Annotated in this window: 22 protein-coding genes; 11 read left to right on the top strand and 11 right to left on the bottom strand. The window is 69.0% G+C overall.

The features are described 5' to 3' along the window. Positions 1–112: 112 nt before the first annotated feature. The 6 genes from AB0I98_RS42670 to AB0I98_RS42695 all read left to right on the top strand — a co-directional run bounded on the left by AB0I98_RS42670 (position 113) and on the right by AB0I98_RS42695 (position 6,752). Positions 113–1,744 (top strand): sensor histidine kinase, encoded by a 1,632-nt coding sequence (locus tag AB0I98_RS42670; protein ID WP_362951404.1) that lies wholly within the window; start codon positions 113–115, stop codon positions 1,742–1,744. Further along, entirely contained in the window at positions 1,741–2,430 is a 690-nt protein-coding gene (locus tag AB0I98_RS42675) for a response regulator (protein WP_362951406.1), read from the top strand. Before AB0I98_RS42670 ends, AB0I98_RS42675 begins: the two co-directional genes overlap by 4 nt. Before the next feature lie 100 nt (positions 2,431–2,530). Next, positions 2,531–3,895, top strand: a complete 1,365-nt coding sequence (locus tag AB0I98_RS42680; protein WP_362951408.1) for an extracellular solute-binding protein — start codon at positions 2,531–2,533, stop codon at positions 3,893–3,895. 16 nt (positions 3,896–3,911) lie between these two features. Beyond that, positions 3,912–4,859 carry a sugar ABC transporter permease gene (locus AB0I98_RS42685; protein WP_362951410.1) on the top strand — a complete coding sequence of 316 codons (948 nt, stop codon included), beginning with the start codon at positions 3,912–3,914 and terminating at the stop codon, positions 4,857–4,859. A gap of 4 nt (positions 4,860–4,863) precedes the next feature. After that, positions 4,864–5,703: a carbohydrate ABC transporter permease gene (locus tag AB0I98_RS42690; RefSeq protein WP_362951412.1), complete on the top strand. Its 840-nt coding sequence runs from the start codon at positions 4,864–4,866 to the stop codon at positions 5,701–5,703. A 326-nt stretch (positions 5,704–6,029) separates the two neighbouring features. Next, positions 6,030–6,752, top strand: coding sequence for an XRE family transcriptional regulator (locus AB0I98_RS42695; protein ID WP_362951414.1), 723 nt, complete (start codon positions 6,030–6,032; stop codon positions 6,750–6,752). Positions 6,753–6,780: 28 nt separating this feature from the next. Here AB0I98_RS42695 and AB0I98_RS42700 read toward each other — a convergent pair whose 3' ends face one another. Further along, on the bottom strand, positions 6,781–7,806 hold the full coding sequence (locus AB0I98_RS42700) for an ATP-dependent 6-phosphofructokinase (protein WP_362951416.1): 1,026 nt from the start codon (positions 7,804–7,806) through the stop codon (positions 6,781–6,783). Positions 7,807–8,014: 208 nt separating this feature from the next. Here AB0I98_RS42700 and pta point away from each other — a divergent pair, with 208 nt between their 5' ends. The 3 genes from pta to pyk all read left to right on the top strand — a co-directional run bounded on the left by pta (position 8,015) and on the right by pyk (position 12,821). Beyond that, entirely contained in the window at positions 8,015–10,105 is a 2,091-nt protein-coding gene (gene pta / locus AB0I98_RS42705) for a phosphate acetyltransferase (RefSeq protein ID WP_362951418.1), read from the top strand. Beyond that, positions 10,102–11,319: an acetate kinase gene (locus AB0I98_RS42710; RefSeq protein ID WP_362951420.1), complete on the top strand. Its 1,218-nt coding sequence runs from the start codon at positions 10,102–10,104 to the stop codon at positions 11,317–11,319. The genes pta and AB0I98_RS42710 overlap by 4 nt, the downstream gene beginning before the upstream one ends. Before the next feature lie 74 nt (positions 11,320–11,393). After that, complete coding sequence (gene pyk, locus AB0I98_RS42715) at positions 11,394–12,821, top strand: pyruvate kinase (RefSeq protein WP_362951422.1); 1,428 nt, start codon at positions 11,394–11,396, stop codon at positions 12,819–12,821. Positions 12,822–12,902: 81 nt separating this feature from the next. Here pyk and AB0I98_RS42720 read toward each other — a convergent pair whose 3' ends face one another. The 5 genes from AB0I98_RS42720 to AB0I98_RS42740 form a co-directional block, all read right to left on the bottom strand. Then, positions 12,903–13,292: a hypothetical protein gene (locus AB0I98_RS42720; RefSeq protein WP_362951425.1), complete on the bottom strand. Its 390-nt coding sequence runs from the start codon at positions 13,290–13,292 to the stop codon at positions 12,903–12,905. Positions 13,293–13,417: 125 nt separating this feature from the next. Next, a complete protein-coding gene (locus AB0I98_RS42725) occupies positions 13,418–14,758 on the bottom strand; it encodes a hypothetical protein (RefSeq protein ID WP_362951427.1) in 1,341 nt (446 codons plus the stop codon). After that, positions 14,748–15,293, bottom strand: coding sequence for a DUF6114 domain-containing protein (locus tag AB0I98_RS42730; RefSeq protein WP_362951428.1), 546 nt, complete (start codon positions 15,291–15,293; stop codon positions 14,748–14,750). The genes AB0I98_RS42725 and AB0I98_RS42730 overlap by 11 nt, the downstream gene beginning before the upstream one ends. 117 nt (positions 15,294–15,410) lie before the next feature. Further along, on the bottom strand, positions 15,411–16,043 hold the full coding sequence (locus AB0I98_RS42735; RefSeq protein WP_362951429.1) for a DUF6230 family protein: 633 nt from the start codon (positions 16,041–16,043) through the stop codon (positions 15,411–15,413). A 649-nt stretch (positions 16,044–16,692) separates the two neighbouring features. Then, positions 16,693–17,676, bottom strand: a complete 984-nt coding sequence (locus tag AB0I98_RS42740) for a tetratricopeptide repeat protein (protein WP_362951430.1) — start codon at positions 17,674–17,676, stop codon at positions 16,693–16,695. A gap of 203 nt (positions 17,677–17,879) precedes the next feature. On the opposite strand from AB0I98_RS42740, the gene AB0I98_RS42745 reads away from it, so the two are divergent. Continuing rightward, positions 17,880–18,512: a TetR/AcrR family transcriptional regulator gene (locus AB0I98_RS42745; protein WP_362951431.1), complete on the top strand. Its 633-nt coding sequence runs from the start codon at positions 17,880–17,882 to the stop codon at positions 18,510–18,512. Positions 18,513–18,575: 63 nt separating this feature from the next. On the opposite strand, the gene AB0I98_RS42750 is transcribed toward AB0I98_RS42745, so the two are convergent. The 3 genes from AB0I98_RS42750 to AB0I98_RS42760 form a co-directional block, all read right to left on the bottom strand. Beyond that, positions 18,576–20,276, bottom strand: coding sequence for a methylmalonyl-CoA mutase family protein (locus tag AB0I98_RS42750; protein ID WP_362951433.1), 1,701 nt, complete (start codon positions 20,274–20,276; stop codon positions 18,576–18,578). A 73-nt stretch (positions 20,277–20,349) separates the two neighbouring features. Beyond that, on the bottom strand, positions 20,350–20,682 hold the full coding sequence (locus tag AB0I98_RS42755) for a DUF3817 domain-containing protein (protein WP_328356749.1): 333 nt from the start codon (positions 20,680–20,682) through the stop codon (positions 20,350–20,352). Positions 20,683–20,725: 43 nt separating this feature from the next. Then, positions 20,726–21,235, bottom strand: a complete 510-nt coding sequence (locus AB0I98_RS42760; RefSeq protein ID WP_362951434.1) for a MarR family transcriptional regulator — start codon at positions 21,233–21,235, stop codon at positions 20,726–20,728. A 158-nt stretch (positions 21,236–21,393) separates the two neighbouring features. Between AB0I98_RS42760 and AB0I98_RS42765 the strand changes: the two genes are divergently transcribed. Next, positions 21,394–22,401 (top strand): glycoside hydrolase family 6 protein, encoded by a 1,008-nt coding sequence (locus AB0I98_RS42765; RefSeq protein WP_362951435.1) that lies wholly within the window; start codon positions 21,394–21,396, stop codon positions 22,399–22,401. Positions 22,402–22,416: 15 nt separating this feature from the next. On the opposite strand, the gene AB0I98_RS42770 is transcribed toward AB0I98_RS42765, so the two are convergent. Both AB0I98_RS42770 and AB0I98_RS42775 read right to left on the bottom strand, forming a co-directional pair. Beyond that, on the bottom strand, positions 22,417–24,348 hold the full coding sequence (locus AB0I98_RS42770; protein WP_362951436.1) for a kelch motif-containing protein: 1,932 nt from the start codon (positions 24,346–24,348) through the stop codon (positions 22,417–22,419). A 3-nt stretch (positions 24,349–24,351) separates the two neighbouring features. Next, on the bottom strand, positions 24,352–26,148 hold the full coding sequence (locus tag AB0I98_RS42775; protein ID WP_362951437.1) for a cellulose synthase catalytic subunit: 1,797 nt from the start codon (positions 26,146–26,148) through the stop codon (positions 24,352–24,354). Between the last annotated feature and the right edge of the window lie 262 nt (positions 26,149–26,410).

The raw sequence follows: 26,410 nt of genomic DNA on the forward strand, positions 1-26,410 counted from the left end.
GATCACCCGGGAGCGTTCGCTTCCGGGATGCCGTGACTATCTCCCGCCCTGTGAGGGCGGTCACCCTTCCGTTCATTTAGTTCATGCTTAACGTGAGGGGCACACTGACGACATGCACGTGCGCCTCCCGATACCCCGCAGCCTGGCCGGCCAGCTCTTCGCCGTGCAGGCCGTGCTGCTCACGGTCGTGGTCCTCGGGTATGCGCTGTTCACGTACGTCAGTGACGGCCGCCAGGCCGAGGCCGCGGCGGGGCGGCAGGCGATGGCGGTAGCGCGCTCGGTCGCCGACTCCCCCTCCGTGCGGGAGGCGATCCGCACCCCCGACCCCAGCGCGCGGCTCCAGCCGTACGCGCTGCAGGTCATCAAGGACGCCGAGGTCGACTTCGTGACGATCATGAACCCGCGGGGCAAGCGCTGGACCCACCCCGACCCGGACCAGATCGGTCAGCAGTTCCTCGGTCACATCGGCCCCGCGCTGAAGGGCGGTTCCTTCACCGAGACCTATACGGGCACGCTCGGCCCGTCGGTCCGGGCGGTCACCCCGGTGTGGGACGGCGGGAAGGTCGTCGGCCTGGTCAGCGCCGGCATCAAGGTCGAGGCGATCAGCAAGCGGGTCCAGGGCCAGCTGACCGCGCTCATCGGTGTCGCGGCCGGCGCGCTCGCCCTGGGCGCGATCGGCACGTACGTCGTCAATGCCCGGCTGCGCCGCCACACCCACGGCATGAACGCGGCCGAGCTGAGCAACATGCACGACTACCACCAGGCCGCCCTGCACGCCGTACGCGAAGGTCTGCTGATGCTCGACGGGCAGTACCGCGTCGCGCTGATCAACGACGGGGCGCGGGAACTGCTCGGGGTGAGCGAGGAGGTGATCGGCCGCTCGGTCGCGGAGCTGGGGCTGCCCGCGCCGCTCACCGGCGCGCTGCTCGCGTCGGAGCCCCGGGTGGACGAGGTGCATCTGTCGGCGGACCGGGTGCTCGTGGTGAACACCTCACCGGTGTCGGGCGGGGAGCGCCGCGGAACCGTGGTGACCTTGCGCGACGTCACCGAACTCCAGTCCCTCATGGGCGAGTTGAACTCCGAGCGCGGCTTCACCCAGGCGCTGCGCTCGCAGGCCCACGAGGCGGCGAACCGGCTCCACACGGTGGTCTCGCTGATCGAGCTGGGCCGCGCACAGCAGGCCGTGGACTTCGCGACGGCCGAGCTGGAGCTGGCGCAGGCGCTGACCGACCAGGTGGTGGCCGCGGTGAGCGAGCCGGTCCTCGCGGCGCTGCTGCTCGGCAAGACGGCCCAGGCGAACGAGCGGGGCGTGGAGCTGGTGGTGTCGGAGGACAGCCGCATGGACGACGGGCTGCTCCCCGAGTCCCTGCCCGCGCGGGACCTGGTGACCATCCTGGGCAACCTGATCGACAACGCGGTGGACGCGGCGCAGGGCAGCGTGCGGGCGCGGGTGACGGTGACGGCGTACACGGAGGGCGGCTCGGAGCTGGTGCTGCGGGTGTCCGACACGGGTGCGGGCGTCGACCCCGCGCACGCGGAGGAGGTCTTCCAGCGCGGCTTCTCGACCAAGCCGGCGGGGCCGGGCGGGCGGGGTCTCGGCCTGGCCCTGGTACGGCAGGCGGTCACCCGGCACGAGGGAGAGCTGACGGTGACGGAGGCGGCCGGGGGCGGCGCCGAGTTCCAGGTGCGGTTGCCGTTGAATAGCCCGGTGTCCGAGCGTGCGGTGACCGGAGGTGGCGGATGACAGCGGCCCAGCAGCCCATCCGGGTCCTGGTCGTGGAGGACGACCCGGTCGCCGCCGACGCGCACGTCCTGTACGTCGGCCGTGTCCCCGGCTTCGTCGCGGTCGGCAAGGCGCACACCGGCGCGGAGGCGCGGCGCGCGCTGGACCGTATGCCGGTGGATCTGCTGCTGCTCGACCTGCACCTGCCGGATGTGCACGGGCTGCAGCTGGCCCGCTCGCTGCGGGCGGCCGGCCATCACGCGGACGTGATAGCGGTGACGTCGGCACGGGATCTGACGGTCGTCCGCGAGGGCGTCTCGCTGGGCGTCGTGCAGTACGTCCTCAAGCCCTTCACCTTCGCCACGCTGCGGGACCGGCTCGTGAGATACGCCGAGTTCCACGCGGCGGCGGGCGAGGCGAGCGGCCAGGACGAGGTCGACCGCGCCCTGGCGACCCTGCGCGCCCCGAGCCCGGCCGCCCTGCCGAAGGGGTTGAGCGCCCCGACACTGGAGCGGGTCTCGGTGGTCCTGCGCGACTGCGCCGACGGCCTGACGGCGACGGGCGTCGCGGAGGCGGTGGGCATCTCCCGCATCACCGCCCGCCGCTATCTGGAACACCTGGTGGACGCGGGCCGAGCGGCCCGCAGCCCGCAGTACGGGACCGTGGGGCGACCCGAGCTGCAGTACCGCTGGGTGAAGGGCCAGTAGAGCTGCTGCACGGTCATTGACCTGACTAGACCACTCCTCTTACGTTCACCGGGCAGCCATCCCGGCGCCACAACGAAGTGAGCCCGTAGGAGGACATGCCGTGCGCCCCACCGCCGCTCTGCTCACCACCGCCCTTGTTCTCACCGCCTCCGCCCTGACCGCCTGCGGCGGCGGGTCCGGCAGCGACCCCGACACCGTGCAGGTGTCCTTCAAGCAGTCCACGGACAACAGCATCAAGGTGCTGGACACGTTCCTCGCGGACATCAAGAAGCAGTTCGAGAAGGAGAACCCCGGCAAGAAGGTCGAGCTCGTCCCGATCAAGGCCCCGGACGCGGAGTACTACACCAAGGTCCAGCAGATGCTCCGCTCCCCCAAGACGGCCCCCGACCTGGTCTATGAGGACACCTTCCTCATCAACTCCGACATCACAAGCGGGTATCTGAAACCCCTGAACGACTATCTCGCCAAGTGGCCGGACTGGAACCAGTTCATCGACACGGCGAAGGCCGCGGCCCAGGGCGAGGACGGGAAGACGTACGGCGTCCCGGACGGCACCGACACCCGCGGGCTCTGGTTCGACAAGGCGATCTTCGCGAAGGCCGGCCTGCCCGCGAACTGGCAGCCGAAGAACTGGGACGACGTCCTCGAAGCGGCCCGCACCATCAAGGAGAAGGTCCCCGGCGTCACCCCGCTCAACGTCTACACCGGCAAGTCCGTCGGTGAGGCCGCGACGATGCAGGGCTTCGAGATGCTGCTGTACGGCACGAACGACGGCACGTCCGATCCGCTGTACGACGAGTCGTCGAAGAAGTGGATCGCGGGCAGCCAGGGTTTCAAGGACGCGCTGGCGTTCGTGGAGACCGTGTACAAGGAGAAGCTCGGTCCGGACGTCGCCGACGCCCTCGACCCCAACTTCGGCACCCGCGTCCGCGGCGAACTGCTCCCCGAGGGCAAGCTCGGCATCAACCTCGACGGCTCCTGGCTTCCGCAGGACTGGCTGGAGGGCAGCGGGCACGAGTGGCCCGAGTGGTCGGAGAAACTCGGGCTCGCCGCCATGCCCACGCAGAACGGCCAGGCACCCGGCAAGGTCAGCATGTCCGGCGGCTGGACCTGGGCCATCCCGGACAAGGCGGCCAACCCCGATCTCGCCTTCAAGTTCATCGAGACGATGCAGACCAAGGCGAACGCCAAGAAGTGGTACATCGCCAACTCCGGTATCGCCGTACGCAAGGACGTCGCCGCCGACCCCGAGTACGTCAAGGCGCAGCCCGGCATCAAGTTCTTCACCGACCTCGTCTCCAGCACGCACTACCGGCCCGCCTTCAAGGCGTATCCGCAGGTGTCCACCGCCATCCAGGAGGCGATGGAGGGCGTGACGACGGGTGACATGTCGGTTCAGGAGGCGGCGAGCGGGTACGACGAGGCGCTCAAGACGGCCACCGACGACCAGGTCGTCGAGAAGTGAACGGCGGCGACCGTACATGACAGCCGCCGCACCGCACGCGGGCCCGGAGACCGCCAAGTCCCCTCCGGGCCCGACGGGTTCACCCCCCGCGCCACCGGGCAACCACCTCCGCCGGGCCCTGACCCGCGCCCTCCCCGTCTCCCCCGCCCTGGTCCTGCTGATCCTCTTCCTCGCGGGCCCGATCGCCTACTGCGCCTACATCGCCTTCACCGACCTCCAGCTCACCGGGCAGGCCGAGTCGTCGTTCGTCGGGTTCGAGAACTTCCGCAGGGCGTTCCAGGACGAGGCGTTCCTGAACGCCGTATGGCTGACGCTGGTGTTCACGGTCCTGTCGTCGCTGGTCGGCCAGAACACGCTGGGGCTGGCGCTGGCGGCGCTGATGCAGCGCGCCTCCAAGCCCGTCCGCACGCTGGTCGGCGGCATCGTGATCACGGCGTGGGTGCTGCCGGAGGTGGTCGCTGGCTTTCTGCTGTACGCGTTCTTCCGCCGCGAGGGCACGCTGAACGCCATCCTGGACTGGCTCCATCTCCCGTCACAGAACTGGCTGTTCACGCTGCCGATCCTCGCGGTGTCCTTCGCCAACGTATGGCGCGGCACGGCGTTCTCGATGCTGGTCTACTCGGCGGCGCTGAACGAGATCCCCAAGGAGATCACCGAGGCCGCGGAGGTGGACGGGGCGAGCGGCTGGCGCCGTATGTGGCACATCACGCTGCCGATGATCCGCCGTTCGATCGGCACGAACCTGATGCTCAACACCCTCCAGACGCTGTCCGTCTTCGGCCTGATCTGGGTGATGACCCGGGGCGGGCCGGGCGGCAAGAGCCAGACGCTGCCGCTGTTCATGTACGAGCAGGCCTTCCAGAACAGCCTGATCGGCTACGGCACCGCGGTCGCCCTGCTCCTGCTGCTGGTCGGCTCCGCCTTCTCCCTCGTGTACATGCGCCTGCTGCGGACGGAGGTCTGACGCCATGGCACTCACGCTCACGTCCCGCCGCAAGCGGCACAAGCTGGCCGCCGACGCGGGTCTGCTGGTGGTCGCCGCGGCCTTCTGCCTGCCGCTGGCCTGGGTGGTCCTGTCCGCCGTGGACCCGGACGCGAACCTTCAGGTGAAGGCCCCCGACGGCCTCACCTTCGACAACTTCGACGCGATCCTGACCCAGGACATCACCTTCACACCGCTGCTGAACAGCCTGATCCTGTGCGGCGGCGCGACCCTGCTGACAGTGGTCTGCGCGGCCCTGGCGGCGTACCCCTTGTCCCGCTTCCGCTCCCGCCTGAACCGCCCCTTCCTGCTGACGATCCTCTTCGCGACGAGCCTGCCGATCACGGCGATCATGGTGCCGGTGTACGCGCTGTTCGTGCAGGTCGATCTGATCGACACCATGCAGGGCACGATCTTCTTCTTCGCCGCTTCCCAACTCCCCTTCGCCATCTGGCTGATGAAGAACTTCATGGACGGCGTGCCGAAGGAACTGGAGGAGGCCGCGTGGACGGACGGGGCGTCGTCCTTCCAGTCGCTGATCCGGATCGTGCTGCCGCTGATGGGTCCCGGGGTGGCGGTGGTGACCGTGTTCTCGTTCGTGATGATGTGGGGGAACTTCTTCGTCCCGTTCATGCTGCTGCTCACGCCGGACCAGATGCCGGCGGCGGTGAGCATCAACGAGTTCTTCGGGAACCGGGGGACGGTGGTGTACGGGCAACTGGCGGCGTTCTCGATCGTCTACTCGACGCCGGTGATCCTGCTGTACGTACTGGTCGCCCGGCGGCTGGGGGGCGGGTTCGCGCTGGGCGGGGCGGTCAAGGGGTGAGGGGTGCGATTTGCGCCGCGGGCTTTCTCCCCGCATGTGCCCGACAGATGTGCGAACCGTGCGGCGCATGGGAACCGAGCCACCCGGCCCGCCGTCCCGGAGTACCGGACGGACGGCACCGGCACGCACGCGCGCATATGCCCCTCTACCTTGCCCTTCGCAAGGCGGCCGCCCGCATCCCGGGCGGCCGGAGGACCGTACCGGCACCTCACGGGGCATCCTTCAGCCACACCAACAGTTTCGGACACCTGACCGAAACCGTACGTTCCTACAATCCGTGATACTGGCCGAACAGACCGTAGTCACCGCACCGCAGCGCCCCTAGCTTGTGGCCCGTGCGCCGACCCCGAGCTCTGCCGAACCAGCCCGGTCCTCCCTTCAACGCCCCCGCCGCCCAAAGACTCCGTGCCGCCCTCGGCATGGGCCCCGAACATGTCGCCCGCGACCTGCGGGCCTCGTACGGCATGCCGTACGCCACCCCGGATCTCGTCATCGCCTGGGAACGCGGCGCCCTCACCCCCACCAGCTCCGAACTCACCTCGCTCGCCGGCGTGTTGTGGTGCTCGCAGGGTGAGCTGATCGGGCAGCCGCGGACCCTGCGCGAGCACCGCATCGCCCGTGGCCTCGCGCCCGACGATGTCGCCCGTACCCTCGGCCTTGAACTCGCGGCGTATCTCCGGATGGAGGAGACCGGCGACTGGCGCGGCACCGACCGCCAGGCCGCCGTCCTCGCCGCCCTGCTCGACCTGTCGATCCCCGACTTCGCCACCGTCACCGGCCGCGACCCGAAGCTGGCCGAGCTGCTGCGCAGCGCGGTGACGACACGCTGGCAGGCGTACGTCCGGCCGGTCGCGAAGCTGCTGCCCCTGGACCGGCGGCTCCTGGAGGTCACGCTCCAGGAGCTGTACGACGACTATCAGGGGCGGATGGTCGCCACGCTCAGCTGGGGCGGCGGCAGCGACGGCTCGGACCGGTCCGGCCGCGAGTTCCTCGACCGGATCCTGGACCTCTTCTGGACCAGGGTCAGCGACCGTTCTCCCGGTGTCTAGAACTCCTGGTGCCTAAAACTCCTGGTGTCTAGAACACCGACTCCGCCTCGTCCATACGGTCCTTCGGCACTGTCTTCAGCTCGGTCACCGCTTCCGCCAGCGGCACCATCATGATGTCCGTGCCGCGCAGCGCGGTCATCTTGCCGAACTCGCCCCGGTGCGCGGCCTCCACCGCGTGCCAGCCGAAGCGGGTGGCGAGCACCCTGTCGTACGCCGTCGGTGTGCCACCGCGCTGGACGTGGCCGAGAATGACCGGCTTGGCCTCCTTGCCGAGCCGCCTCTCCAGCTCGTACGCCAGTGCCGTGCCGATGCCCTGGAAGCGCTCGTGTCCGAACTGGTCGATCTCGCCGTGCCCGTAGTCCATGCTGCCCTCGGCGGGGTGGGCGCCCTCGGCCACGCACAGGACCGCGAACTTCTTCCCGCGGGCGAAGCGCTCCTCGACCATCTTGACCAGGTCGCCCGGGTCGAAGGCCCGCTCGGGCAGGCAGATGCCGTGGGCGCCGGCGGCCATGCCGGACTCCAGCGCGATCCAGCCGGCGTGGCGGCCCATGACCTCGACGACCATGACGCGCTGGTGGGACTCGGCCGTGGTCTTGAGGCGGTCCATCGCCTCCGTGGCCACGCCGACCGCGGTGTCGAAGCCGAAGGTGCGGTCCGTGGACGAGATGTCGTTGTCGATCGTCTTCGGTACGCCGACGACCGGCAGGCCCACGTCCGACAGCATGCGCGCCGCCGTCAGCGTGCCCTCGCCGCCGATCGGGATGAGCGCGTCGATGCCGAACTCGCGCATCTCGTCCTCGGCCCCCTCACAGGCCTCGCGCAGCCGGTCGCGCTGGAGGCGGGAGGAGCCGAGGATGGTGCCACCGCGGGCGAGGATGCCGCTGACGTCGTCAAGGTCGAGGTTGCGGTAGCGGCCGTCGAGCAGACCCGCGTACCCGTCCTCGAAGCCGATCACCTCGTCGCCGTAGTGCGCGACCGCTCGGTGCACGACCGACCGGATCACGGCGTTCAGGCCGGGGCAGTCGCCGCCTGCGGTGAGAACTCCGATACGCATCGTGCTGTGTCTCCTGCTCGCTGTTGACACCGGTGAGCCAGTCCGATTGTTTCACGTCGCCCAGGGGGACATGACTTCTCCACAGCTGACGGGCGCCTTATCCACCGGCAAGGGTATTGTCAAGAGGGTTCTGCTCACCCCGGTGGGCGATTTTTGTGAGCCATAAAACATGCCAAACACACCCCAGCAGATGAAACGGAGAGCACGCGTGACGCGCAGCGTGTACGTGACCGGTATCGACCGCGGCGACGGCCGCCAGGTGGTCGAGCTGGGGGTCATGGAACTGCTGACCCGGCAGGTCGACCGGGTGGGCGTCTTCCGCCCCCTCGTCCACGACGGACCCGACCGGTTGTTCGAGCTGCTGCGCGCCCGGTACCGGCTCTCGCAGGACCCGGCGACGGTCTACGGCATGGACTATCACGAGGCGTCCGCACTCCAGGCCGAGCAGGGCGCGGACGAACTGGTCTCCACCCTCGTCGACCGCTTCCATCTCGTCGCCCGTGACTATGACGTCGTCCTCGTCCTCGGCACCGACTACGCCGACACCCAGTTCCCGGACGAGCTGTCCCTCAACGCCCGGCTGGCGAACGAGTTCGGCGCGTCCGTGATCCCGGTGGTCGGCGGCCGGGGGCAGAGTGCCGAGTCCGTGCTCGCCGAGACCCGCAACGCCTACCGCGCCTACGACGGCCTCGGCTGCGACGTCCTCGCCATGGTCACCAACCGGGTCGCCCGCGAGGACCGCGACCGCATCGCCGAACGGCTCACCGACCGGCTGCCGGTGCCCTGCTACGTCGTGCCGGACGAGCCCGCCCTCTCCGCGCCCACCGTCGCCCAGATCAGCCACGCTCTCGGCGCCAAGGTGGTGCTCGGCGACGACTCCGGGCTCGCCCGTGACGCGCTCGACTTCGTCTTCGGCGGCGCGATGCTGCCCAACTTCCTGAGCGCCCTGACCCCGGGCTGCCTGGTCGTCACGCCGGGCGACCGCGCCGACCTGGTCGTCGGCTCGCTCGCCGCGCACAGCGCCGGCACCCCGCCGATAGCCGGCGTACTGCTGACGCTCAACGAGGTGCCCAGCGACGAGATCCTCACCCTCGCCGCCCGTCTCGCCCCCGGCACCCCGGTCCTCTCGGTCTCCGGCAACAGCTTCCCGACCGCTGCCGAACTCTCCGGCCTGGAGGGCAAGTTGAACGCGGCCACCCCGCGCAAGGCGGAGACCGCGCTCGGCCTGTTCGAGCGGTACGCCGACACCGGCGAGCTGCTGAAGCGGGTCAGCGCCCCCAGCAGCGACCGCGTCACCCCGATGATGTTCGAGCACAAGCTCCTCGAACAGGCCCGCTCCGACATGCGCCGGGTCGTCCTCCCGGAGGGCACCGAGCCCCGCGTCCTGCACGCCGCCGAGGTCCTGCTGCGCCGCGGCGTCTGCGACCTCACCCTCCTCGGCCCGGTCGACCAGATCCGCAAGAAGGCCGCCGACCTCGGCATCGACCTCGGCGACTCCCAGCTGATCGACCCGGCCACCAGCGAGCTGCGCGACGGCTTCGCCGAGCAGTACGCGGCCCTGCGCGCCCACAAGGGCGTGACGGTGGAGCTGGCGTACGACGTGGTCTCCGACGTGAACTACTTCGGCACCCTGATGGTGCAGGAGGGCCTGGCCGACGGCATGGTGTCCGGGTCGGTCCACTCCACCGCGGCCACGATCCGCCCCGGCTTCGAGATCATCAAGACCAAGCCGGACGCCTCCATCGTGTCCTCCGTCTTCTTCATGTGCCTCGCCGACAAGGTGCTCGTCTACGGCGACTGCGCGGTCAACCCCGACCCGAACGCCGAGCAGCTCGCCGACATCGCCATCCAGTCCGCCGCGACCGCCCAGCAGTTCGGCGTGGAGCCGCGGATCGCGATGCTGTCGTACTCGACCGGTACGTCCGGCTCGGGCGCCGACGTCGACAAGGTGCGCGAGGCGACCGAGCTGGTACGGCAGCGCAGGCCCGACCTGAAGATCGAGGGGCCGATCCAGTACGACGCCGCCGTGGAGCCGACCGTCGCCCGCACCAAGCTGCCGGAGTCCGAAGTCGCGGGCCAGGCAAGCGTGTTGATCTTCCCGGACCTGAACACCGGCAACAACACCTACAAGGCCGTGCAGCGTTCGGCCGGCGCGATCGCTGTCGGCCCGGTCCTCCAGGGTCTGCGCAAGCCGGTCAACGACCTCTCCCGCGGTGCCCTCGTCCAGGACATCGTCAACACCGTCGCCATCACGGCGATCCAGGCCCAGACCCCCAGCGAGAAGGCAACCGCACAGTGAGCTCGTCCCGTGTCCTCGTCCTCAACTCCGGCTCCTCGTCGGTGAAGTACCAACTGCTCGACATGCGCGACGGCAGCCGGCTGGCGGTGGGCCTGGTCGAGCGGATCGGTGAGGAGACCTCGCGGCTCAAGCACACCCCTCTGGCGACCGGCGAGTCCCGTGAGTGGACCGGCCCGATGGCCGACCACGAGGCCGCGCTGAAGGCCGTATCGGAAGAACTGACGAGGGACGGGCTCGGCCTGGACTCACCGGAGCTGGCCGCGATCGGCCACCGGGTGGTGCACGGCGGGAAGCTCTTCACCGAGCCGACCGTGATCGACGACGCCGTCCTCGCCGAGATCGAGCGGCTGATCCCGGTCGCCCCGCTGCACAACCCCGCCAACCTCACCGGCATCCGCACCGCCCAGGCGCTGCGCCCCGACCTGCCCCAGATCGCCGTCTTCGACACCGCGTTCCACACCACGATGCCGGAGTCGGCGGCGCGCTACGCGATCGACGTGAAGACCGCCGACGAGCACCGGATCCGCCGGTACGGCTTCCACGGGACGTCGCACGCGTACGTCTCCCGGGCGACCGCGCAACTGCTGGGCAAGGACCCTTCCGAGGTCAATGTGATCGTCCTGCACCTCGGAAACGGGGCGTCCGCCTCGGCGGTCGAGGGCGGTCGATGTGTCGACACCTCCATGGGGCTGACGCCTTTGGAGGGGCTGGTGATGGGTACGCGGTCCGGGGACATGGATCCTGCCGTCATCTTCCATTTGATGCGCGTTGGCGGAATGTCCACGGACGAGATCGACACTCTTCTCAACAAGAAGAGTGGGCTGATCGGTCTGTGCGGGGACAACGACATGCGGGAGATCCGCCGCCGGATCGACGAAGGTGACGAACAGGCGAAACTGGCCTTCGACATCTACATTCACCGGCTGAAGAAGTACATCGGCGCCTATTACGCCGTACTCGGACGGGTGGACGCGGTCGCCTTCACAGCGGGAGTCGGGGAAAACGCGAGCCCGGTGCGGGAAGCTGCCGTGGCGGGCCTGGAGGCGCTGGGCCTGGCCGTCGACAGCGAACTGAACGCCGTACGGAGTGACGAGCCGCGGCTGATCTCGCCGGAGTCCGCGCGGGTCGCCGTCGCCGTGGTGCCGACCGATGAGGAACTGGAGATTGCGACACAGACGTATGCGCTCGTGAATGGTTCTCGGAATCTCACCTGAGCGGCATCCCGCCCCTTTGTATTTTCCGCCAGACGGAATATTCCGCAGCGAAACAAACCGATAGGATCGCCCCCATGCGCCGTTCGAAAATCGTCTGTACTCTCGGCCCCGCGGTCGACTCCCACGAGCAACTCGTCGCGCTGATCGAAGCCGGCATGAATGTGGCCCGCTTCAACTTCAGCCACGGCACACACGCCGAGCATCAGGGGCGGTACGACCGTGTCCGCGCCGCGTCCAAGGAGACCGGCCGCGCGATCGGCGTCCTCGCCGACCTGCAGGGCCCCAAGATCCGGCTGGAGACCTTCGCCGAGGGCCCGGTGGAGCTGGAGCGCGGTGACGAGTTCGTCATCACCACCGAGGACGTCCCGGGCGACAAGCAGATCTGCGGGACGACCTACAAGGGCCTGCCCGGTGACGTCTCCCGCGGCGACCAGGTCCTGATCAACGACGGCAACGTCGAGCTGAAGGTGCTGGACGTCGAGGGCCAGCGGGTCAAGACGATCGTCATCGAGGGCGGTGTCGTCTCCGACCACAAGGGCATCAACCTGCCCGGCGCGGCCGTCAACGTCCCGGCGCTGTCCGACAAGGACGTCGAGGACCTCCGCTTCGCCCTCCGCATGGGCTGCGACATGGTCGCCCTGTCCTTCGTGCGGGATGCCAAGGACGTCGAGGACGTCCACAAGGTGATGGACGAGGAGGGCCGCCGGGTCCCCGTCATCGCCAAGGTGGAGAAGCCGCAGGCGGTGGAGAACATGGAGGGCGTCGTGATGGCGTTCGACGCCGTCATGGTGGCCCGCGGTGACCTGGCCGTCGAGTATCCGCTCGAGAAGGTCCCGATGGTGCAGAAGCGCCTGATCGAGCTGTGCCGGCGCAACGCCAAGCCGGTGATCGTGGCGACCCAGATGATGGAGTCGATGATCACCAACTCCCGCCCGACCCGCGCCGAGGCCTCCGACGTGGCCAACGCGATCCTGGACGGCGCGGACGCGGTGATGCTGTCCGCCGAGTCCTCGGTCGGCGCCTACCCGATCGAGACGGTCAAGACGATGTCGAAGATCGTCGTCGCGGCCGAGCAGGAGCTGATGTCGAAGGGCCTCCAGCCGCTCGTCCCCGGCAAGAAGCCGCGCACGCAGGGCGGTTCGGTCGCCCGCGCCGCCTGCGAGATCGCCGACTTCCTCGGCGGCAAGGGCCTGGTCGCCTTCACCAAGTCCGGCGACACGGCCCGCCGCCTGTGCCGCTACCGGGCTTCCCAGCCGATCCTCGCCTTCACGACGGACGAGTCCACCCGCAACCAACTCACCCTCAGCTGGGGCGTCGAATCCCACGTCGTCCCCTTCGTCAACAGCACCGACGAGATGGTCGACCTGGTCGACGGCGAAGTCCTCAAGCTGGGTCGCTTCAACGCCGGCGACACCCTCATCATCACGGCCGGCTCACCTCCTGGGGTGCCGGGGACCACGAACATGGTGCGGGTCCATCACTTGGGCGGCGAGGCGAAGTAACGCAGGCGCCCTGCAAGGGGCTTGTACGGCGGTGAGGGCGCCTCCTGGGGCAGGGGGCGCCCTCGTGGCTTCCGCCGGGTGTCACGCCTCGGCCACCGCCCGCTGGACGGCAGACGCCAGGGCGTAGAAGTTCTCCCGGTAGAAGCCCAGGCGGATGTTGAACGGCTCCTCCGCGAAGAGGCCACCGCGCTCGAGGAACATGGTGGGCGCGGCGGTCAACGCGCTGTGCACCATGTGGAGTTCCTCGATGGTGAGGCGGAAGTCGCGTGACTCCGTGTGCCGTCCGGCCAGGCGTGCCACGAGGGCCTCGACCGGCTCCCGGCCCGCGCCGACCAACAGGGTCAGCTCCGTGTCACCGTAGTCGTGCCCGCTCAGGTGACTCAGCGCCTCGTACATCGCCGCCACCTGACGGGGCGTGAGCCGGGCGACGAACGCGTCGCCGTCGCGGGTCAGCTTCAGCTGAGTTCTCAACCATCTCTCCCTTGTGAGCGGTCAACAGGACTGTGCCCCCGTCGGGTCGAAACCCGGCGGGGGCACAGCCTTTTGCGGCTCCCGGAGAGGACTCGAGAGGGTGGCGCTTCGGCCGGTCCCGGCGTTCAGTCCTGCCAGCTGTGCAGCCCGGGGACGGTCAGGTCGCCGCCGAACTGGCCGGCCTGCTGGACCTTCACCTTGGTGAAGTAGATCAGCGGGATGTTCAGCGGCGGCGGGTGCTTCGGGTCGAACGTGATCGGGATCAGGCCGAACAGGTTCCCGGAGATGGACTCCGTGTACATGATCGTCTTGCCGTTGCGGATCGTGGACGTCGTGCCCGCGCCCGCCTGCACGTGGTAGGTCTTGCCGGACTGCTTGTCCTTGACCGTCTGGTGCAGATCGCCGATGTCGGTGCCGTCGGAGATGACGTACTTCAGCACCTTCTTCTTGGTGCCGTTCGCGGTCCTCACCTCGACTATGCCCTGATAGTCGGCGCCCTTCAGCAGCAGCGAGCTGGCGTCCAGGAACCAGGGGTCGTCGGGCAGCGGCACCGTGTTGTCGACGCCGCCCTCCTCGTCCGTGGCGACCGGACAGCCGTCGGCGTCCGTGGTGGCGCTCGCGGACGGGCTCGGGGTGGCCGACTCGGTGGCCTGCTCGGCCGCCTCGGCCGCCTCCTTGACCGCCTCCTGCTTCTCCTCGGCCGCCTTGGACGCCGTGTCGGTCGTGTCCTTCGCGGTGTCCTCGACCGTGTCGGTGACCTTCTCGGTGGCCTCCTTGACGGCGTCGGACGACGAGGACTTCGCGCTCTCGGAGGCCGACGCCGACGGGGTGGCCGACGGCGACGGGCTCGCGCTCGCCGACGCGCCCTGACCGCCGGTGAAGATGTCGGAGATCGCGTCGCCGATGTCCTCCAGCAGGCCGCCGCCGCTTTCCGACGGCGAGGGGCTCGGCGTGGCGGCGTCGCCGCCCGACTCCGGGCCGCCCGAGCCGCTGGCGGTGGCCGACGGCGTCGGCGTGGGCTCGTCGTCGGAACCTGAATCCGACGAAGAGTCCTTGCCGCCCGAGGAGTTGCCCTCCGAGGAGTTGCCCTCGGTGGAGTCCGAAGTCCCGGTGTCCCCGGTCGAGGACTCCGACGGCGACGGCTCCGTCTTCTCGGACTCGCTCGCCGAGGCGGACGGTGACGGGCTCGCGCTCGCCGACGCCTCGTCCTCGAGGGCCGCGACACATTCCTTGTACTCGTCCGCCGTCAGGCTCTTGGATGTCGGCCGGTCCTCGGCGAGGGCCAGCTTCGGTGTGAACCCCATCCCCATGAGGACCGCCGTCGGCATCGCCGCCAGGGCTATCGCCTTCCCGGCCGGCATCTGGAACCTGGTGAACAGCGGCTTCTTGGGTGCCGCATGGCGCGGCCCGGTTCTCACACGGGACTTGTCCACCTCAGTCCCGTGGGTCACCTCGTCAGCCGGCACTGTGCCTCCCGTTCGCCCCGTTCGCCGGGCTCGTTCCTGACAGATCGATCGGCTCACCCAGCGGATCGGCGCTCGGACCGGTCAGGCCCTCGGGCGCGTCGCCCTTGCCCTTCCCGGTCTCCTCCGCCTCCGGCGCCGGCGGCTCACCCGGCACCCAGGCCACTGCCATCGCGCCGCCGATCATCGCCAGCAGGAAGCCGATGAGGAAGCCACCAATGTTGGACACCGGGATGGAGACCAGGGCCAGCAGGATCGCCGCTACGCCCGCGAAGGTGCGTACGTGCTTCTGAAACCAGAGGCTGATGCCGAGCACGACGAGCAGCACGCCGATGATCAGGGACCCGGCGCCCGCGGTGGTCGCCATCGCCAGCGTCAGGTGCCCGATCTTCAGATTGGCGTACGGGAAGTAAGCGATGGGGATTCCGCCGAGGAGGACGAACAGCCCGGCCCAGAACGGCCGGGTGCCCCGCCAGGCGCGGAACTGCAGCCTCCGGCGGCTGAACTGGCCGGTAGCGGCAGGAGTCTCGGCGCTCATGGAAAACAGCTCCCTGGTGCGGCTTTGCTGTGGTGGTGAGTTGTACTGGGTGTGAAGATTCCGCTTCTACGGTGACGGGCGGGGGCGCCACCGGCTCCCCCGCCCGTCATGGAGTGCTTAGTAGCACTCCTTGACACCCGTCGACAGCGACATCTTCAGGCCGCTGAGCTTGAAGGTTCCGGCGGTGGTCGCCCACGCCGTCTGCTTCACATCGGTCAGCGTGGCCCGATCGGCCTGCTGCGCGAACCCGAACGGGTTCGAGGTCTCGTTGCTCTTCATGCCAGGACCCTTGTTGGCGTCCTTGGCGGCAACGCCGATGTCGATGTTCTCGAAGACGGCGTTCGCCTCGAGATCTTCGACGTCGATGTACAGGTTCTCGGCCTGAACCGGCGTACCGCCGCCGCCCGCCTTCAGCGTCAGGCTGACGGAACCGAGCAGCGGGATGTTCGGCGTGACCACGGACTGGCACATGTTCGTGATCGAGGCGTTCTTGAAGGCCGAGACCGCGACGGGGTGAGCCGTCTTCTTGCCGTCGAGGGTGTACCCCGAGTCAATGGCCCCGTACTGGGAGAAGCCCGTACCGACGAGCTTGTCGGCCGTGACCTTGAACGACTGCCCCGACACGCTGAACGACGCGGCAAGGGCGCCCTGCGCGAGAGCGATACCTATACACGCCGTGGCGGCGACGCTGGGCACCATGACCACAGCGAACCGCTTCCATCTGGTCCCGCCACGCACCTGGGACTCCATATTTCCTCCTTCTCGGACGTACATCTCCTGGCCCTGGCTGCCCCTGTCGAGTCGACGGCTCAGCCGGGCAGGGATGGGAGAAGTGCTACGTCCTCGGGAAGGGGAGCGCCCGCGCCCGGAAGCGCGAAACGCGCCTCGATCACCGGCGATCACCCCCGAGCGACAACCACTGGTCGCGCCTGACACGCATCACGCACAACCTTGCTGGACAGGCTTCGCCGGTAAGCGAAGACCCCCCTGCCCAAGAGCCGGCGCCACTGCCGCCGGCTCTACTCGGTGGGGACCCTTGACTCCCGTCGACCCAACCGGCTGTCGGGGTACGGGAATGGACCGAGCGTCGCCGATCGTGGTGCATTCTCGCCGCCCGCACAAGGGGGTTCGTTACTCACTAGTAACGGCCGGATAACCGAACAACGACCCTCGGGTCTCGAGCGGCAACGCTGGGTGGCTCCTGGGGGGTGGACAAAGCCGTTGATCATTGGACAGATTCCGACAGATCAACGGCTCTGACTTACTCGCAGTAACAGCGGCCGCGATTACCAAGATTTGGTAAAGCGCGGCCGCACTGGCCCCCTGTCGGCCAATCTTTCACTCGGGCATCACACGCCCCGGCGTTTAGCGACTGGTCAGAACCGGGCCCCCACCCCGGTCAGAACAGGGCACGCGCCAGCGCCCTGCGCGCCGCTACAACTCGCGGATCCTCGGCGCCGACCACCTCGAAGAGTTCGAGCAGCCGCACCCGTACGCCCTCCCGCTCCTCGCCCGCCGTGCGCTGCACGGTGTCGATGAGCCGTCCGAACGCGTCCTCGACATGTCCGCCCACCAGATCCAGGTCGGCGGCGGCGACCTGCGCCTGCACATCACCCGACTTGTCGGCGGCCTCCTTGCGCACCTGCGCCGGGTCGAGCCCCTGCACCCGCTGGAGCAACTCGGCCTGGGCGAGGCCGAGTTTGGCCTCCATGTTGCCCGGGTCGTCGCTCAGCACGTTCTTGTACGCCTGAACGGCACCGCCCAAGTCGCCCGCGTCCAGGGCCTGTACGGCGGCTTCCAGTAGGGCGTCGTACGGCCCCGCCGGTACCGCGGGAGCCTGCTGCTGTTCGGCGGCGCCGGGGTCGGCCTCCGGGTCGACGGCCAGGCCGGTGAGGCCGAACCGCTGCTCGGCGACCTGGACGAGCTGATCGAGCGTCTGCCGGATCTGCGCCTCGCCGGCGGCCCCCTGGAAGAGCGGCAGCGCCTGTCCCGCCACCACGGCGAAGACAGCGGGAATCCCCTGGATCCCGAACTGCTGCATCAGCATCTGATTGGCGTCGACGTCGATCTTGGCAAGGACGAAGCGCCCGTTGTACTCGACGGCCAGCCGCTCCAGGACCGGGCTCAGCTGCTTGCAGGGCTCACACCACTCGGCCCAGAAGTCGATGACGACGGGTACTTCGGTGGACCGCTGGAGGACATCGCGCTCGAATCCGGCCTCGTCGACATCGATGACGAGGTCGGCCGGGGAGACGGCTCCTCCCCCGCCGCCCTGCCGGGCCGCTTCGGCGCGCGCCTGCTCCGCCTTCGCCTTGGCCTCCTGGGCCGCCTTCACCGCGGCGAGGTCGACGACTCCGCTCATGGACATGTTCCGTGGCTGCATACGCCTATCCTCCCCCGTTCTCGCGCGTGTGTGAAAAGCGTTGAGAAAGCCGGTCGTGCAGTGTCCGTTTCGGCGCCGGGTCCCCACCCTGCACCCATGGTTTCGCTACGACCCGTAGCGTAATGGCACCGAGTGCCTCCGCGGTACTCCGCCCCGGTGATCTCCCTCACGGCCTCACAGGAACCGCCGGTTATGGTCAGGGGATGCAGAGCCCCACTTCCGCCCCACGCGCCACAGGACGCCCGCGCAGCGCCGCCGCGGACACCGCGATCCTCGCGGCCACGCGGGAGGCCCTGGTGGAGCTGGGCTGGTCGAAGCTCACCCTGGGAGACGTGGCCACGCGGGCCGGGGTTGCGAAGACGACGCTGTATCGCCGCTGGGCGGGCAAGAACGAGCTCGTGGTCGACGCGGTCGCCGAGCTCTTCGACGAACTCGAACTCCCCGACCGCGGCAGCCTCGCCGCCGATATCGAAGGCGTGGTCCTGCAGTTCGCGGTGATCCTGGCCCGCCCCGAGGCGAAGAGCGGCCTGATGGCGGTACTCGCCGAATCGACCCGCGACGACGCGCTGCGCGCACGGATCCGCGCGTCGATCGTCGACCGCCAGAAGCGGCTGGTGCTGGCGGGGCGGGCCCGGGCCCAGACCCGTGGCGAGCTGGCGCCCGAGACCGATCCGCGGGAGGCGGCGCGCACGGTCGACCTCATCTTCGACATGGTCGCGGGCGCGGTCGTCCACCGCTGCGTGGTCAGCGCGGAGCCGGTCGACGAGGAGTGGGTCCGGAGCTTTACGCGTGTGCTGCTCCTTGGGCTGGCCGCCGGCGACGAGGCTAGCCTCTGATTTCCGTTGTCTGCGGGTCCGTTGTGGCTGGTCGCGCAGTTCCCCGCGCCCCTTCGGGGCGCTCTAGAAGCCCGCCGGTTCCGTGTACACCCCCCACTCCTCCCGCAGCACCCCGCAGATCTCCCCCAGCGTCGCCTCAGCCCGCACCGCCTCCAGCATCGGCTCGATCATGTTCCCGCCGTTCCGCGCCGCCGCGACCATCGCGTCCAGCGCGGAGCGCACCCGGGTGTCGTCGCGGGCGGCCTTGCGGCTGCCGAGCGCCCGGACCTGTTCGCGCTCGACCTCGTGGCTGACGCGGAGGATTTCCAGGTCGCCGGTGACCGAGCCGTGGTGGACGTTGACGCCTACGACCCGCTTGTCGCCCTTCTCCAGGGCCTTCTGGTACTGGAAGGCGGACTCGGCGATCTCGCCGGTGAACCAGCCGTCCTCGATGCCGCGCAAGATGCCGGAGGTGATGGGGCCGATGGGGTGCTGCCCGTCCGGGTGGGCCCTGAGCCCCCGTTCCTTGATCTGCTCGAAGATCTTCTCGGCTTCGGCCTCGATCCGGTCCGTCAGCTGCTCGACGTACCACGAACCGCCCAGCGGATCGGCCACGTTGGCGACGCCGGTCTCCTCCATCAGCACCTGCTGCGTGCGCAGGGCGATCTCCGCGGCCTGCTCGGAGGGCAGCGCGAGGGTTTCGTCCAGGGCGTTGGTGTGCAGGGAGTTGGTGCCGCCGAGGACCGCCGCCAGCGCCTCTACGGCCGTACGGACCACGTTGTTGTACGGCTGCTGGGCCGTCAGGGAGACGCCGGCGGTCTGTGTGTGGAAGCGCAGCCACTGGGCCTTCTCGGACCGGGCGCCGTACACGTCCCGCATCCAGCGCGCCCAAATGCGCCGTGCGGCACGGAACTTGGCGATCTCCTCGAAGAAATCGACATGGGCGTCGAAGAAGAAGGACAGGCCGGGGGCGAAGACGTCCACGTCCAGGCCGCGGGACAGGCCCAGTTCCACGTAACCGAAGCCATCGGCGAGGGTGTACGCCAGCTCCTGCGCGGCCGTCGAACCGGCCTCACGGATGTGATAGCCGGAGACGGACAGCGGCTTGTACGCGGGGATCTTCGACGCGCAGTGCTCCATCAGGTCGCCGATGAGGCGCAGGTGCGGCTCGGGCTGGAAGAGCCACTCCTTCTGGGCGATGTACTCCTTGAAGATGTCGGTCTGGAGCGTGCCGTTCAGGACGGCGGGGTCGACGCCCTGCCGCTCGGCCGCGACGAGGTACATGCAGAAGACGGGGACGGCCGGACCGCTGATCGTCATCGAGGTCGTGACGTCGCCCAGCGGGATGCCCCCGAACAGGACCTCCATGTCGGCCGCCGAGTCGATCGCCACTCCGCAGTGGCCGACCTCGCCGAGCGAGCGCGGGTCGTCGGAGTCGCGGCCCATGAGGGTCGGCATGTCGAAGGCCACGGAGAGGCCGCCTCCGCCGTTGGCCAGGATCATCTTGTAGCGCTCGTTCGTCTGCTCGGCGTTGCCGAAGCCGGCGAACTGGCGGATGGTCCAGGTCCGCCCCCGGTAGCCGGTCGGGTAGAGACCGCGGGTGAAGGGGTACTCCCCGGGCCAGCCGATCCGCTCGAAGCCCTCGTACCTGTCCCCCGGCCGGGGCCCGTACACCGGCTCCACGGGATCGCCGGAGAGCGTGGTGAAGTCTGCGTCGCGCTTGCGCGAGGCGTCGTAGCGAGCCTGCCAGCGACGGCGGCCTTCTTCTATGGCGTCAGCGTCCATACCTTCGAATTTACTAGGACGTCCAAGTAAATGTCGATGGCAGACCGCCGTACGAATGGGTACGGCGGTGGGGCTACGCCTTCGCGGCGGCCGGAACGGGCCCGCTGACCAGCGGCTCGACCGTGCGGGTGACCTTGCGCTCCACGAAGAACGCGGCGAGGGGGATGGTTCCCGACAGGAGCACCCACAGCAGCTTGCCGAACGGCCACTTGGCCTTGGAGCCGAGGTCGAAGGCGAAGACCAGGTAGATCATGTAGAGGATTCCGTGGACCTGCGAGACCACGAAGGTGACGTCCTCGCCCATGTCGAAGCCGTACTTGAACACCATGCAGGTGCACAGCACAAGCAGCATGACGGCGGTGACATAGGCCATGACGCGGTAGCGGGTCAGCACGCTTTTCTTCATGCCGTCGAGCGTAACGGCCGGTTCCGGGAGATCTTGCCCCGGGCTAGCCTTCCTCGAAGTCGCCGGAGGCCACCCGAAGCGGCCGCAGCATCGCGAAGATCTCGGCGCACTCCTCGGCGTCGTACACGCCGAGTCCGAAGTCCATCGCCATCAGGTCGCGGGTGGCGGCCTCGACGACCTCACGGCCCTTGTCGGTGATGGTGGCGAGGGTGCCGCGGCCGTCGTTCGGATTGGGCCGCTTCTCCACCAGGCCCGACCTCACCAGCCGGTCCACGGTGTTCGTCACGGACGTCGGATGCACCATGAGCCGCTCGCCGATCTTGGACATCGGCAGCTCACCGGCCTTGGAGAAGGTGAGCAGCACCAGTGCCTCATAGCGCGCGAACGTCAGTTCGTACGGCTTGACCACCGCGTCGACCTCGGCGAGCAGAATCTGCTGGGCCCGCATGATCGAGGTGATCGCGGCCATGGAGGGTACGTTTCCCCAGCGCTGCTTCCAGTGTTCGTCGGCGCGGGCGATGGGGTCGAAGGGAAGGCTGAGCGGCTTCGGCACGCCCCAGACCCTACCGGCCGGTCATATGGCGGTCAGCCCCGTCTCGCCCTTCGGTCCGCCGGGCTTTCCCGGCATTGCGATACCGGTCGAGATGTGTCCGCTATGCAACGATTGTCGATGACTTGTCACTGTACGTCACTCTCGCCCAAGGGAGCAGCATGCCCCGGCTGATCCACGCCCTCGCGGCTCTCGCGGTGCTCGGACTCGCGGCGGGCTGTACGTCCGCGGCCGACATCGACGAGGCCTCTGTCGCCGGCGCCGCCTCCAGGAAGGCGCACGCCGGGTCCTCCTCGCCGTTCTGGGTCGACCCGGAGAGCCCGGCCGCCCAGCAGATCGAGAAGTGGCGGCAGGAAGGCCGTACCGAGGACGCCGAACTGCTCCGGCGGATCGCCGAGCGGCCCGCCGCGCTGTGGCCGGCCGGTGAGACCGACCCGACGGCGGTGGTCGGCTCGGCCGCCGCGGCGGCCCTCCAGGAAGGGCGGACGGCGGTGTTCACGGCGTACAACATCCCGCACCGGGACTGCGGGCAGCACTCGGCGGGCGGGGCCACGAGCGCGGGCGCGTACCGGGCCTGGATCGGGAAGTTCGCGGCCGCGCTGGGCAAGGCGAAGGCCGTGGTGGTGCTCGAGCCCGACGCGGTCGCGCACGTCGTGGACGGCTGTACGCCCGGTGAGTACCACGGTGAGCGCGAGAAGCTGCTCGGCGAGGCGATCGACCGGCTGAAGCGGCAGCCGAACACGAAGGTGTACCTGGACGCCGGCAACCCGGCCTGGATCAAGGAGCCCACGAAGCTGGCCCAGCTGGTCCAGCGCCTGTACCGGGCGGGCGTCGCGCGCGCCGACGGCTTCGCCCTCAACGTCTCCAACTTCCAGACCAACGAGGTCACCAAGAAGTACGGCCTGAAGCTCTCCGAGGACCTGGGCGGCAAGCACTTCGTCATCGACACCAGCCGCAACGGCAAGGGGCCCCTGCCCGGCGCCTGGTGCAACCCGCCGGGCAGAGCGCTGGGCACCCCGCCCACCTTCGACACCGGCGAGCCCGCCCTGGACGCCTATCTGTGGGTCAAGCGGCCCGGCGAGTCGGACGGGACGTGCGGGGGCGGGCCGGAGGCGGGGCAGTGGTGGCCGGAGTACGCGCTGGGCCTCGCGCGCAACTCCCAGGCGTAGTCGGCTGCTTGTCGGCTACTTCACCCGGATCCACTTCGCCTCCGACGGCGTGCCCTGCGCGTCCGTCACGAACAGCATGTACCAGCCGGGCGGGACCAGGGTCGGGTCCTTCGGTACGTCGACCGTGACCGAGTCGCCTGTCTTGGTGAGGTCGAGTGCGATGGAGCGCTGCTCCACGTCCGTGGTGTGCGTGACCGCGCTGGGGCGCATGAGGCGGGCCGCGGTGATCCGCTCGGGGTGGGCGGTGGTGAAGGTCGCGCGGTGGTCGCTGTCGAGTGTCTTCGGGCCGCGGTCGAGTACGGGGCGCTGCTTCCCGTTCTTGTGCAGGGCGGGCGGCGTGAAGATCTCCATGCGTTGCTCGAAGTGGCCCAGCTTGGTGTTCTGCTGGTCGTCGAAGAGCGGGTCGGAGCCGAAGGTGGCGACCCGGCCGTCGGGCAGCAGCAGCGCCTCGGAGTGGTAGTTGCGGCCGACCGTCGGTGCGGCGGCCTCGCGGAAGGCGTTGGCCTTCGGGTCGTAGAACTGCGCCTTGAGGATGTTGCTGGCGCTGCGGCCCCGGTAGTCCGCGGAGCCGTTGGAGGTGAAGACGGTGTCGTCGGGCATGATCACGCTGTTCAGGTAGCGGGTGCCCTGGGGGAGGTCGGGGCCGTCCTCGAAGACCGGGTTGTCCTTCTTCAGGTCGATGACGGCGGTGCGCGGGGTCGACTTCTTGGATTCGCCGACGCCTCCGCCGCCGAGGATCATCACCTTCTGGTCCTGCGCGGGCGGGAGCAGGAGGGAGGCCGACGTCTCCGTCTTGTCGGCGTCGCGCAGGCCCGGCACGTACTGGAAGGTGTTGGTCCGCAGGTCCCACAGGCCCGGCTTGCGGCCCCTGTCGGCGGGGCCGTAACCGGCGTTCGAGGCCGGGTAGAAGAGCTTGCCGCCCTTGGTGAGGAAGAGGGCGGGGTACGTCGGGAAGTACCGCTTGGGGCCCGGTGACCACTTCTTGGTCCTCGGGTCGTAGATCTCGTTGTCACCTGGGTCGATCTTGCCCAGGTCGTCCAGGCCGGAGACGGCGAGGACCCGGCCGTCCTCCAGGCCGACGAGCGTGGGGTACCAGCGGGCCTTGTCCATCGGGTCGACCGGGATGTACCGCTCGGACTTCGGGTCGAACTCGTAGGCGGCGCGGATGCCCTGGAAGTCCTGCTTGTCGAGGCTGATCCGCTCGGAGAGACCGTAGGTGTTGTTAGCGTCCCTGCCGGTCAGGCCGACGATCTCGTACTGGGCCTGGTTCTCGGTGACGGACAGCGGGCCCTTCTCGACGGCCTCCACGAAGACGCGGACCTCGCTCGCGGTGACCCGGGTCCGGGCGGAGCGGCGGTCGGTTACGGCCTGGGCCCTCGGGACCGTGACGTCGAAGCGGGAGACGTACTCGACTCCGGCGGGCGAGCGGAAGACGGTGCCCTTCTTCAGGAACACTGCCTTGTCGGGGCTCTCGTTCTTCACGCGCATACCGCCGGCGGCGCGCTCCACCTCGCCGTCGAGGAGTTCGTAGCGGGCGGTGCCGCCGGCCACCAGGAGGCGGCCGTCGGGGAGTTGGGCGTGGCCGGCGCAGAAGAAGTCGTCGGGGGTGGGGATCTTCTTGAAGGTGTCGGTCCTGGGGTCCCAGAGGACGGTGTCGAACTCGCCCTTGTTGAACTTCTTCTGCTCGTTGCCGGAGCCCGCGACGATCAGGACCTTGCCGGTGTGCAGGAGCGCCGCGTGGATGGCGTTGGTGCGGTACTCCTCGGGGATGTCGACCTGGCTCCAACTGCCGTACTGGGCCTGGTAGCCGGGTTGGGCGATCTTGTACGCGTGGTACCGCTCGCCCGCGAAGTCCAGTGCGGCCGGGGCGTTCAGGCTGAGCAGGACGGCGATGCCGCCGATGCCGAGGACGGTCTTCTTGGTCTTCTGAGAAGGTTTGTAGGCCATGGCCTAGTTGCCTCCCGTCGTGGAGCCGGCGACCGTGGTGCCCGCGCTGTTGCCGGCGAGCGCGGGTTCGGCTCCTTCGCCTCTGCGGGGCGAGGCGTGCAGTACGGGCCGCGGCGAGGGCTCCCTGCGCTCCTTGAGCCGGGTGGAGCACCATACGGCGACCGGTGCCAAGGAGATCGCCGTGGCCAGGAGCGCCCAGGTGCGCATCGCCGCGTGCGTGTTGTCGAGGATCACCGACGCGGTGAGAGAGGTCGCGAGGAGGCCCGCCCAGAAGAGGTGGATGCGGAAGGTGAGCAGGCGGTCCGGGCTGGCGTCGTCGCCCTTCGGTGTCACCACGAAGCGGCTCGGGCGGCGCAGGACGGCCTCGCCGAAGGACTTGAGGTAGATGGGGGCCGACAGGGCCGACATCGCCATGCCGGCCAGGCCGCCGGAGCCCTGTGGTTCGTGCGGGGAGACGTTGTGGCGGCGGTTCCAGAGGTAGAGGCCGATCTGGAGGGCGGCGGCGTCGCTGTAGAGCATCAGCCAGACCGAGGCGGCGACTTGGGTGCCGGAGGCGCCGAACCAGAGGAACAGGACGCAGCTGAGGATGCCGAGGAACCAGTTGACCGCCGTCATCGGGTAGTAGACCAGCATGAGCGTGTACGAGAGGAAGCGGCCCGGGGGCATCTTGCCGGGGGCCCTCCAGTACTGCTTGATCAGCGTCTCGTAGGTGCCGCGTGACCAGCGCATCTGCTGGGTGAAGAAGTCCGTCCAGGAGGCGGGGCCCTCGCCGACCGCGAGTACGTCGGGGGTGTAGACGCTGCGCCAGTGGTTGCGGGTTCGGGGGTTGCGGGTGCGGTGCAGTTCGAAGCCGGTGGCCATGTCCTCGGTGATCGAGTCGTAGAGGCCGCCGATCTGCTTCACGGCTTCGATGCGTACGACGTTGTTCGTGCCGACGAACATGGGGGCGCGGTAGCGGTTGCCCGCGCGTTGTATCAGCGCGTGGAAGAGGAACTGCTGGGACTCCGCCGCCTTGGTGACCGGGTTGTGGTAATTGCCGTACACCTGGGGGCCTACGACGAAGGCGACGTCCGGGTCGCGGAAGTAACCCATCATCCGCTCCAGGAAGTTGGGGAGCGGGACGTGGTCGGTGTCGACGGAGGCGAAGAAGTCGTACTCCGCGCCGTGCATCGCGATCCAGGCGTTGTAGTTGCCGTGCTTGGTGCGGGCCTTGTGGACGCCGTCCGGTCGGTTCCACTCGGGGACGCCTCGGCGGGTGAAGTGCCGCACGCCGAGTTCGGTGCAGAGGGCTTTGGCCTGGGCGTCGTCGCCCTCGTCGAGGAGCCAGACGTCCAGGGGGCCGGGGTGGTGGATGCGGGTCGCGCCCTCGAGGGTGGCGCGGACCATGTCGAGGGGTTCCTTGCCCGGGACGTAGGTGGTGAGGAAGGCGACGCGGGTGCCGGGTTCGGGGAAGACCGGGACGGGGTCGCGGGCGACCATGGTGGCGTGGGCGACGGAGGCGACGTTGACGACCATGAAGAGCTCGATCAGGCCGATGGATATCAGCATGGTGACGTCCAGGGCGGCCATCCACGCGTCGCCGCCGTCGCGGTCCACCCAGTGGCTGGGCCATATGAGGTAGACGAGGAGGGCGCCGGTGAGGATCGGCGCGAAGGTCATGAGCAGGATCGCCCGTATTCGGTGCGGCTCGCGTGCGAGGAGCGATATGTACTGGACCCGGTACGCCTTGTCCGACGGCTCCGTGAGCGGTCCTGCCAGTCGGCTGTGGGTGTCGTAGTCGTAGCCCTCCGGCTGCCGCACAGCGTCCTCCAGTTGTGTGGGGTGATCGAACTAGTCGATACCCATACAAAAGTGGAGTTTTGGGGGTGTGTCGAACTGGACGCGTCCAGGTGGGTGCCGGTGCCTTCGGCGGGGGCGCGGGGTTGTGGGGGTGCGTGTAGCGGGGTGCTGTGCGGTGTGTGGGTGGGGCGCCTCCCGGCGGGGGGCGCGGGTGGGTGGGGGTGCGCGTAGCGCCTTCGGTTTTGGGGTGGGGGCGGGGACGTGGTGGGGGTGTCCGTCCTCG

Source organism: Streptomyces sp. NPDC050211, assembly GCF_040656035.1.
Classification (GTDB): Bacteria; Actinomycetota; Actinomycetes; order Streptomycetales; family Streptomycetaceae; genus Streptomyces.

What these genes read in the sequence shown, in the direction of transcription:
- AB0I98_RS42670 (WP_362951404.1), top strand. Translation starts at nt 113, where the DNA reads ATGCACGTGCGCCTCCCGATACCCCGCAGCCTGGCCGGCCAGCTCTTC.
- AB0I98_RS42675 (WP_362951406.1), top strand. Translation starts at nt 1,741, where the DNA reads ATGACAGCGGCCCAGCAGCCCATCCGGGTCCTGGTCGTGGAGGACGAC.
- AB0I98_RS42685 (WP_362951410.1), top strand. Translation starts at nt 3,912, where the DNA reads ATGACAGCCGCCGCACCGCACGCGGGCCCGGAGACCGCCAAGTCCCCT.
- AB0I98_RS42690 (WP_362951412.1), top strand. Translation starts at nt 4,864, where the DNA reads ATGGCACTCACGCTCACGTCCCGCCGCAAGCGGCACAAGCTGGCCGCC.
- AB0I98_RS42700 (WP_362951416.1), bottom strand. Translation starts at nt 7,806, where the DNA reads ATGCGTATCGGAGTTCTCACCGCAGGCGGCGACTGCCCCGGCCTGAAC.
- pyk (WP_362951422.1), top strand. Translation starts at nt 11,394, where the DNA reads ATGCGCCGTTCGAAAATCGTCTGTACTCTCGGCCCCGCGGTCGACTCC.
- AB0I98_RS42730 (WP_362951428.1), bottom strand. Translation starts at nt 15,293, where the DNA reads ATGAGCGCCGAGACTCCTGCCGCTACCGGCCAGTTCAGCCGCCGGAGG.
- AB0I98_RS42735 (WP_362951429.1), bottom strand. Translation starts at nt 16,043, where the DNA reads ATGGAGTCCCAGGTGCGTGGCGGGACCAGATGGAAGCGGTTCGCTGTG.
- AB0I98_RS42740 (WP_362951430.1), bottom strand. Translation starts at nt 17,676, where the DNA reads ATGCAGCCACGGAACATGTCCATGAGCGGAGTCGTCGACCTCGCCGCG.
- AB0I98_RS42745 (WP_362951431.1), top strand. Translation starts at nt 17,880, where the DNA reads ATGCAGAGCCCCACTTCCGCCCCACGCGCCACAGGACGCCCGCGCAGC.
- AB0I98_RS42750 (WP_362951433.1), bottom strand. Translation starts at nt 20,276, where the DNA reads ATGGACGCTGACGCCATAGAAGAAGGCCGCCGTCGCTGGCAGGCTCGC.
- AB0I98_RS42755 (WP_328356749.1), bottom strand. Translation starts at nt 20,682, where the DNA reads ATGAAGAAAAGCGTGCTGACCCGCTACCGCGTCATGGCCTATGTCACC.
- AB0I98_RS42765 (WP_362951435.1), top strand. Translation starts at nt 21,394, where the DNA reads ATGCCCCGGCTGATCCACGCCCTCGCGGCTCTCGCGGTGCTCGGACTC.
- AB0I98_RS42770 (WP_362951436.1), bottom strand. Translation starts at nt 24,348, where the DNA reads ATGGCCTACAAACCTTCTCAGAAGACCAAGAAGACCGTCCTCGGCATC.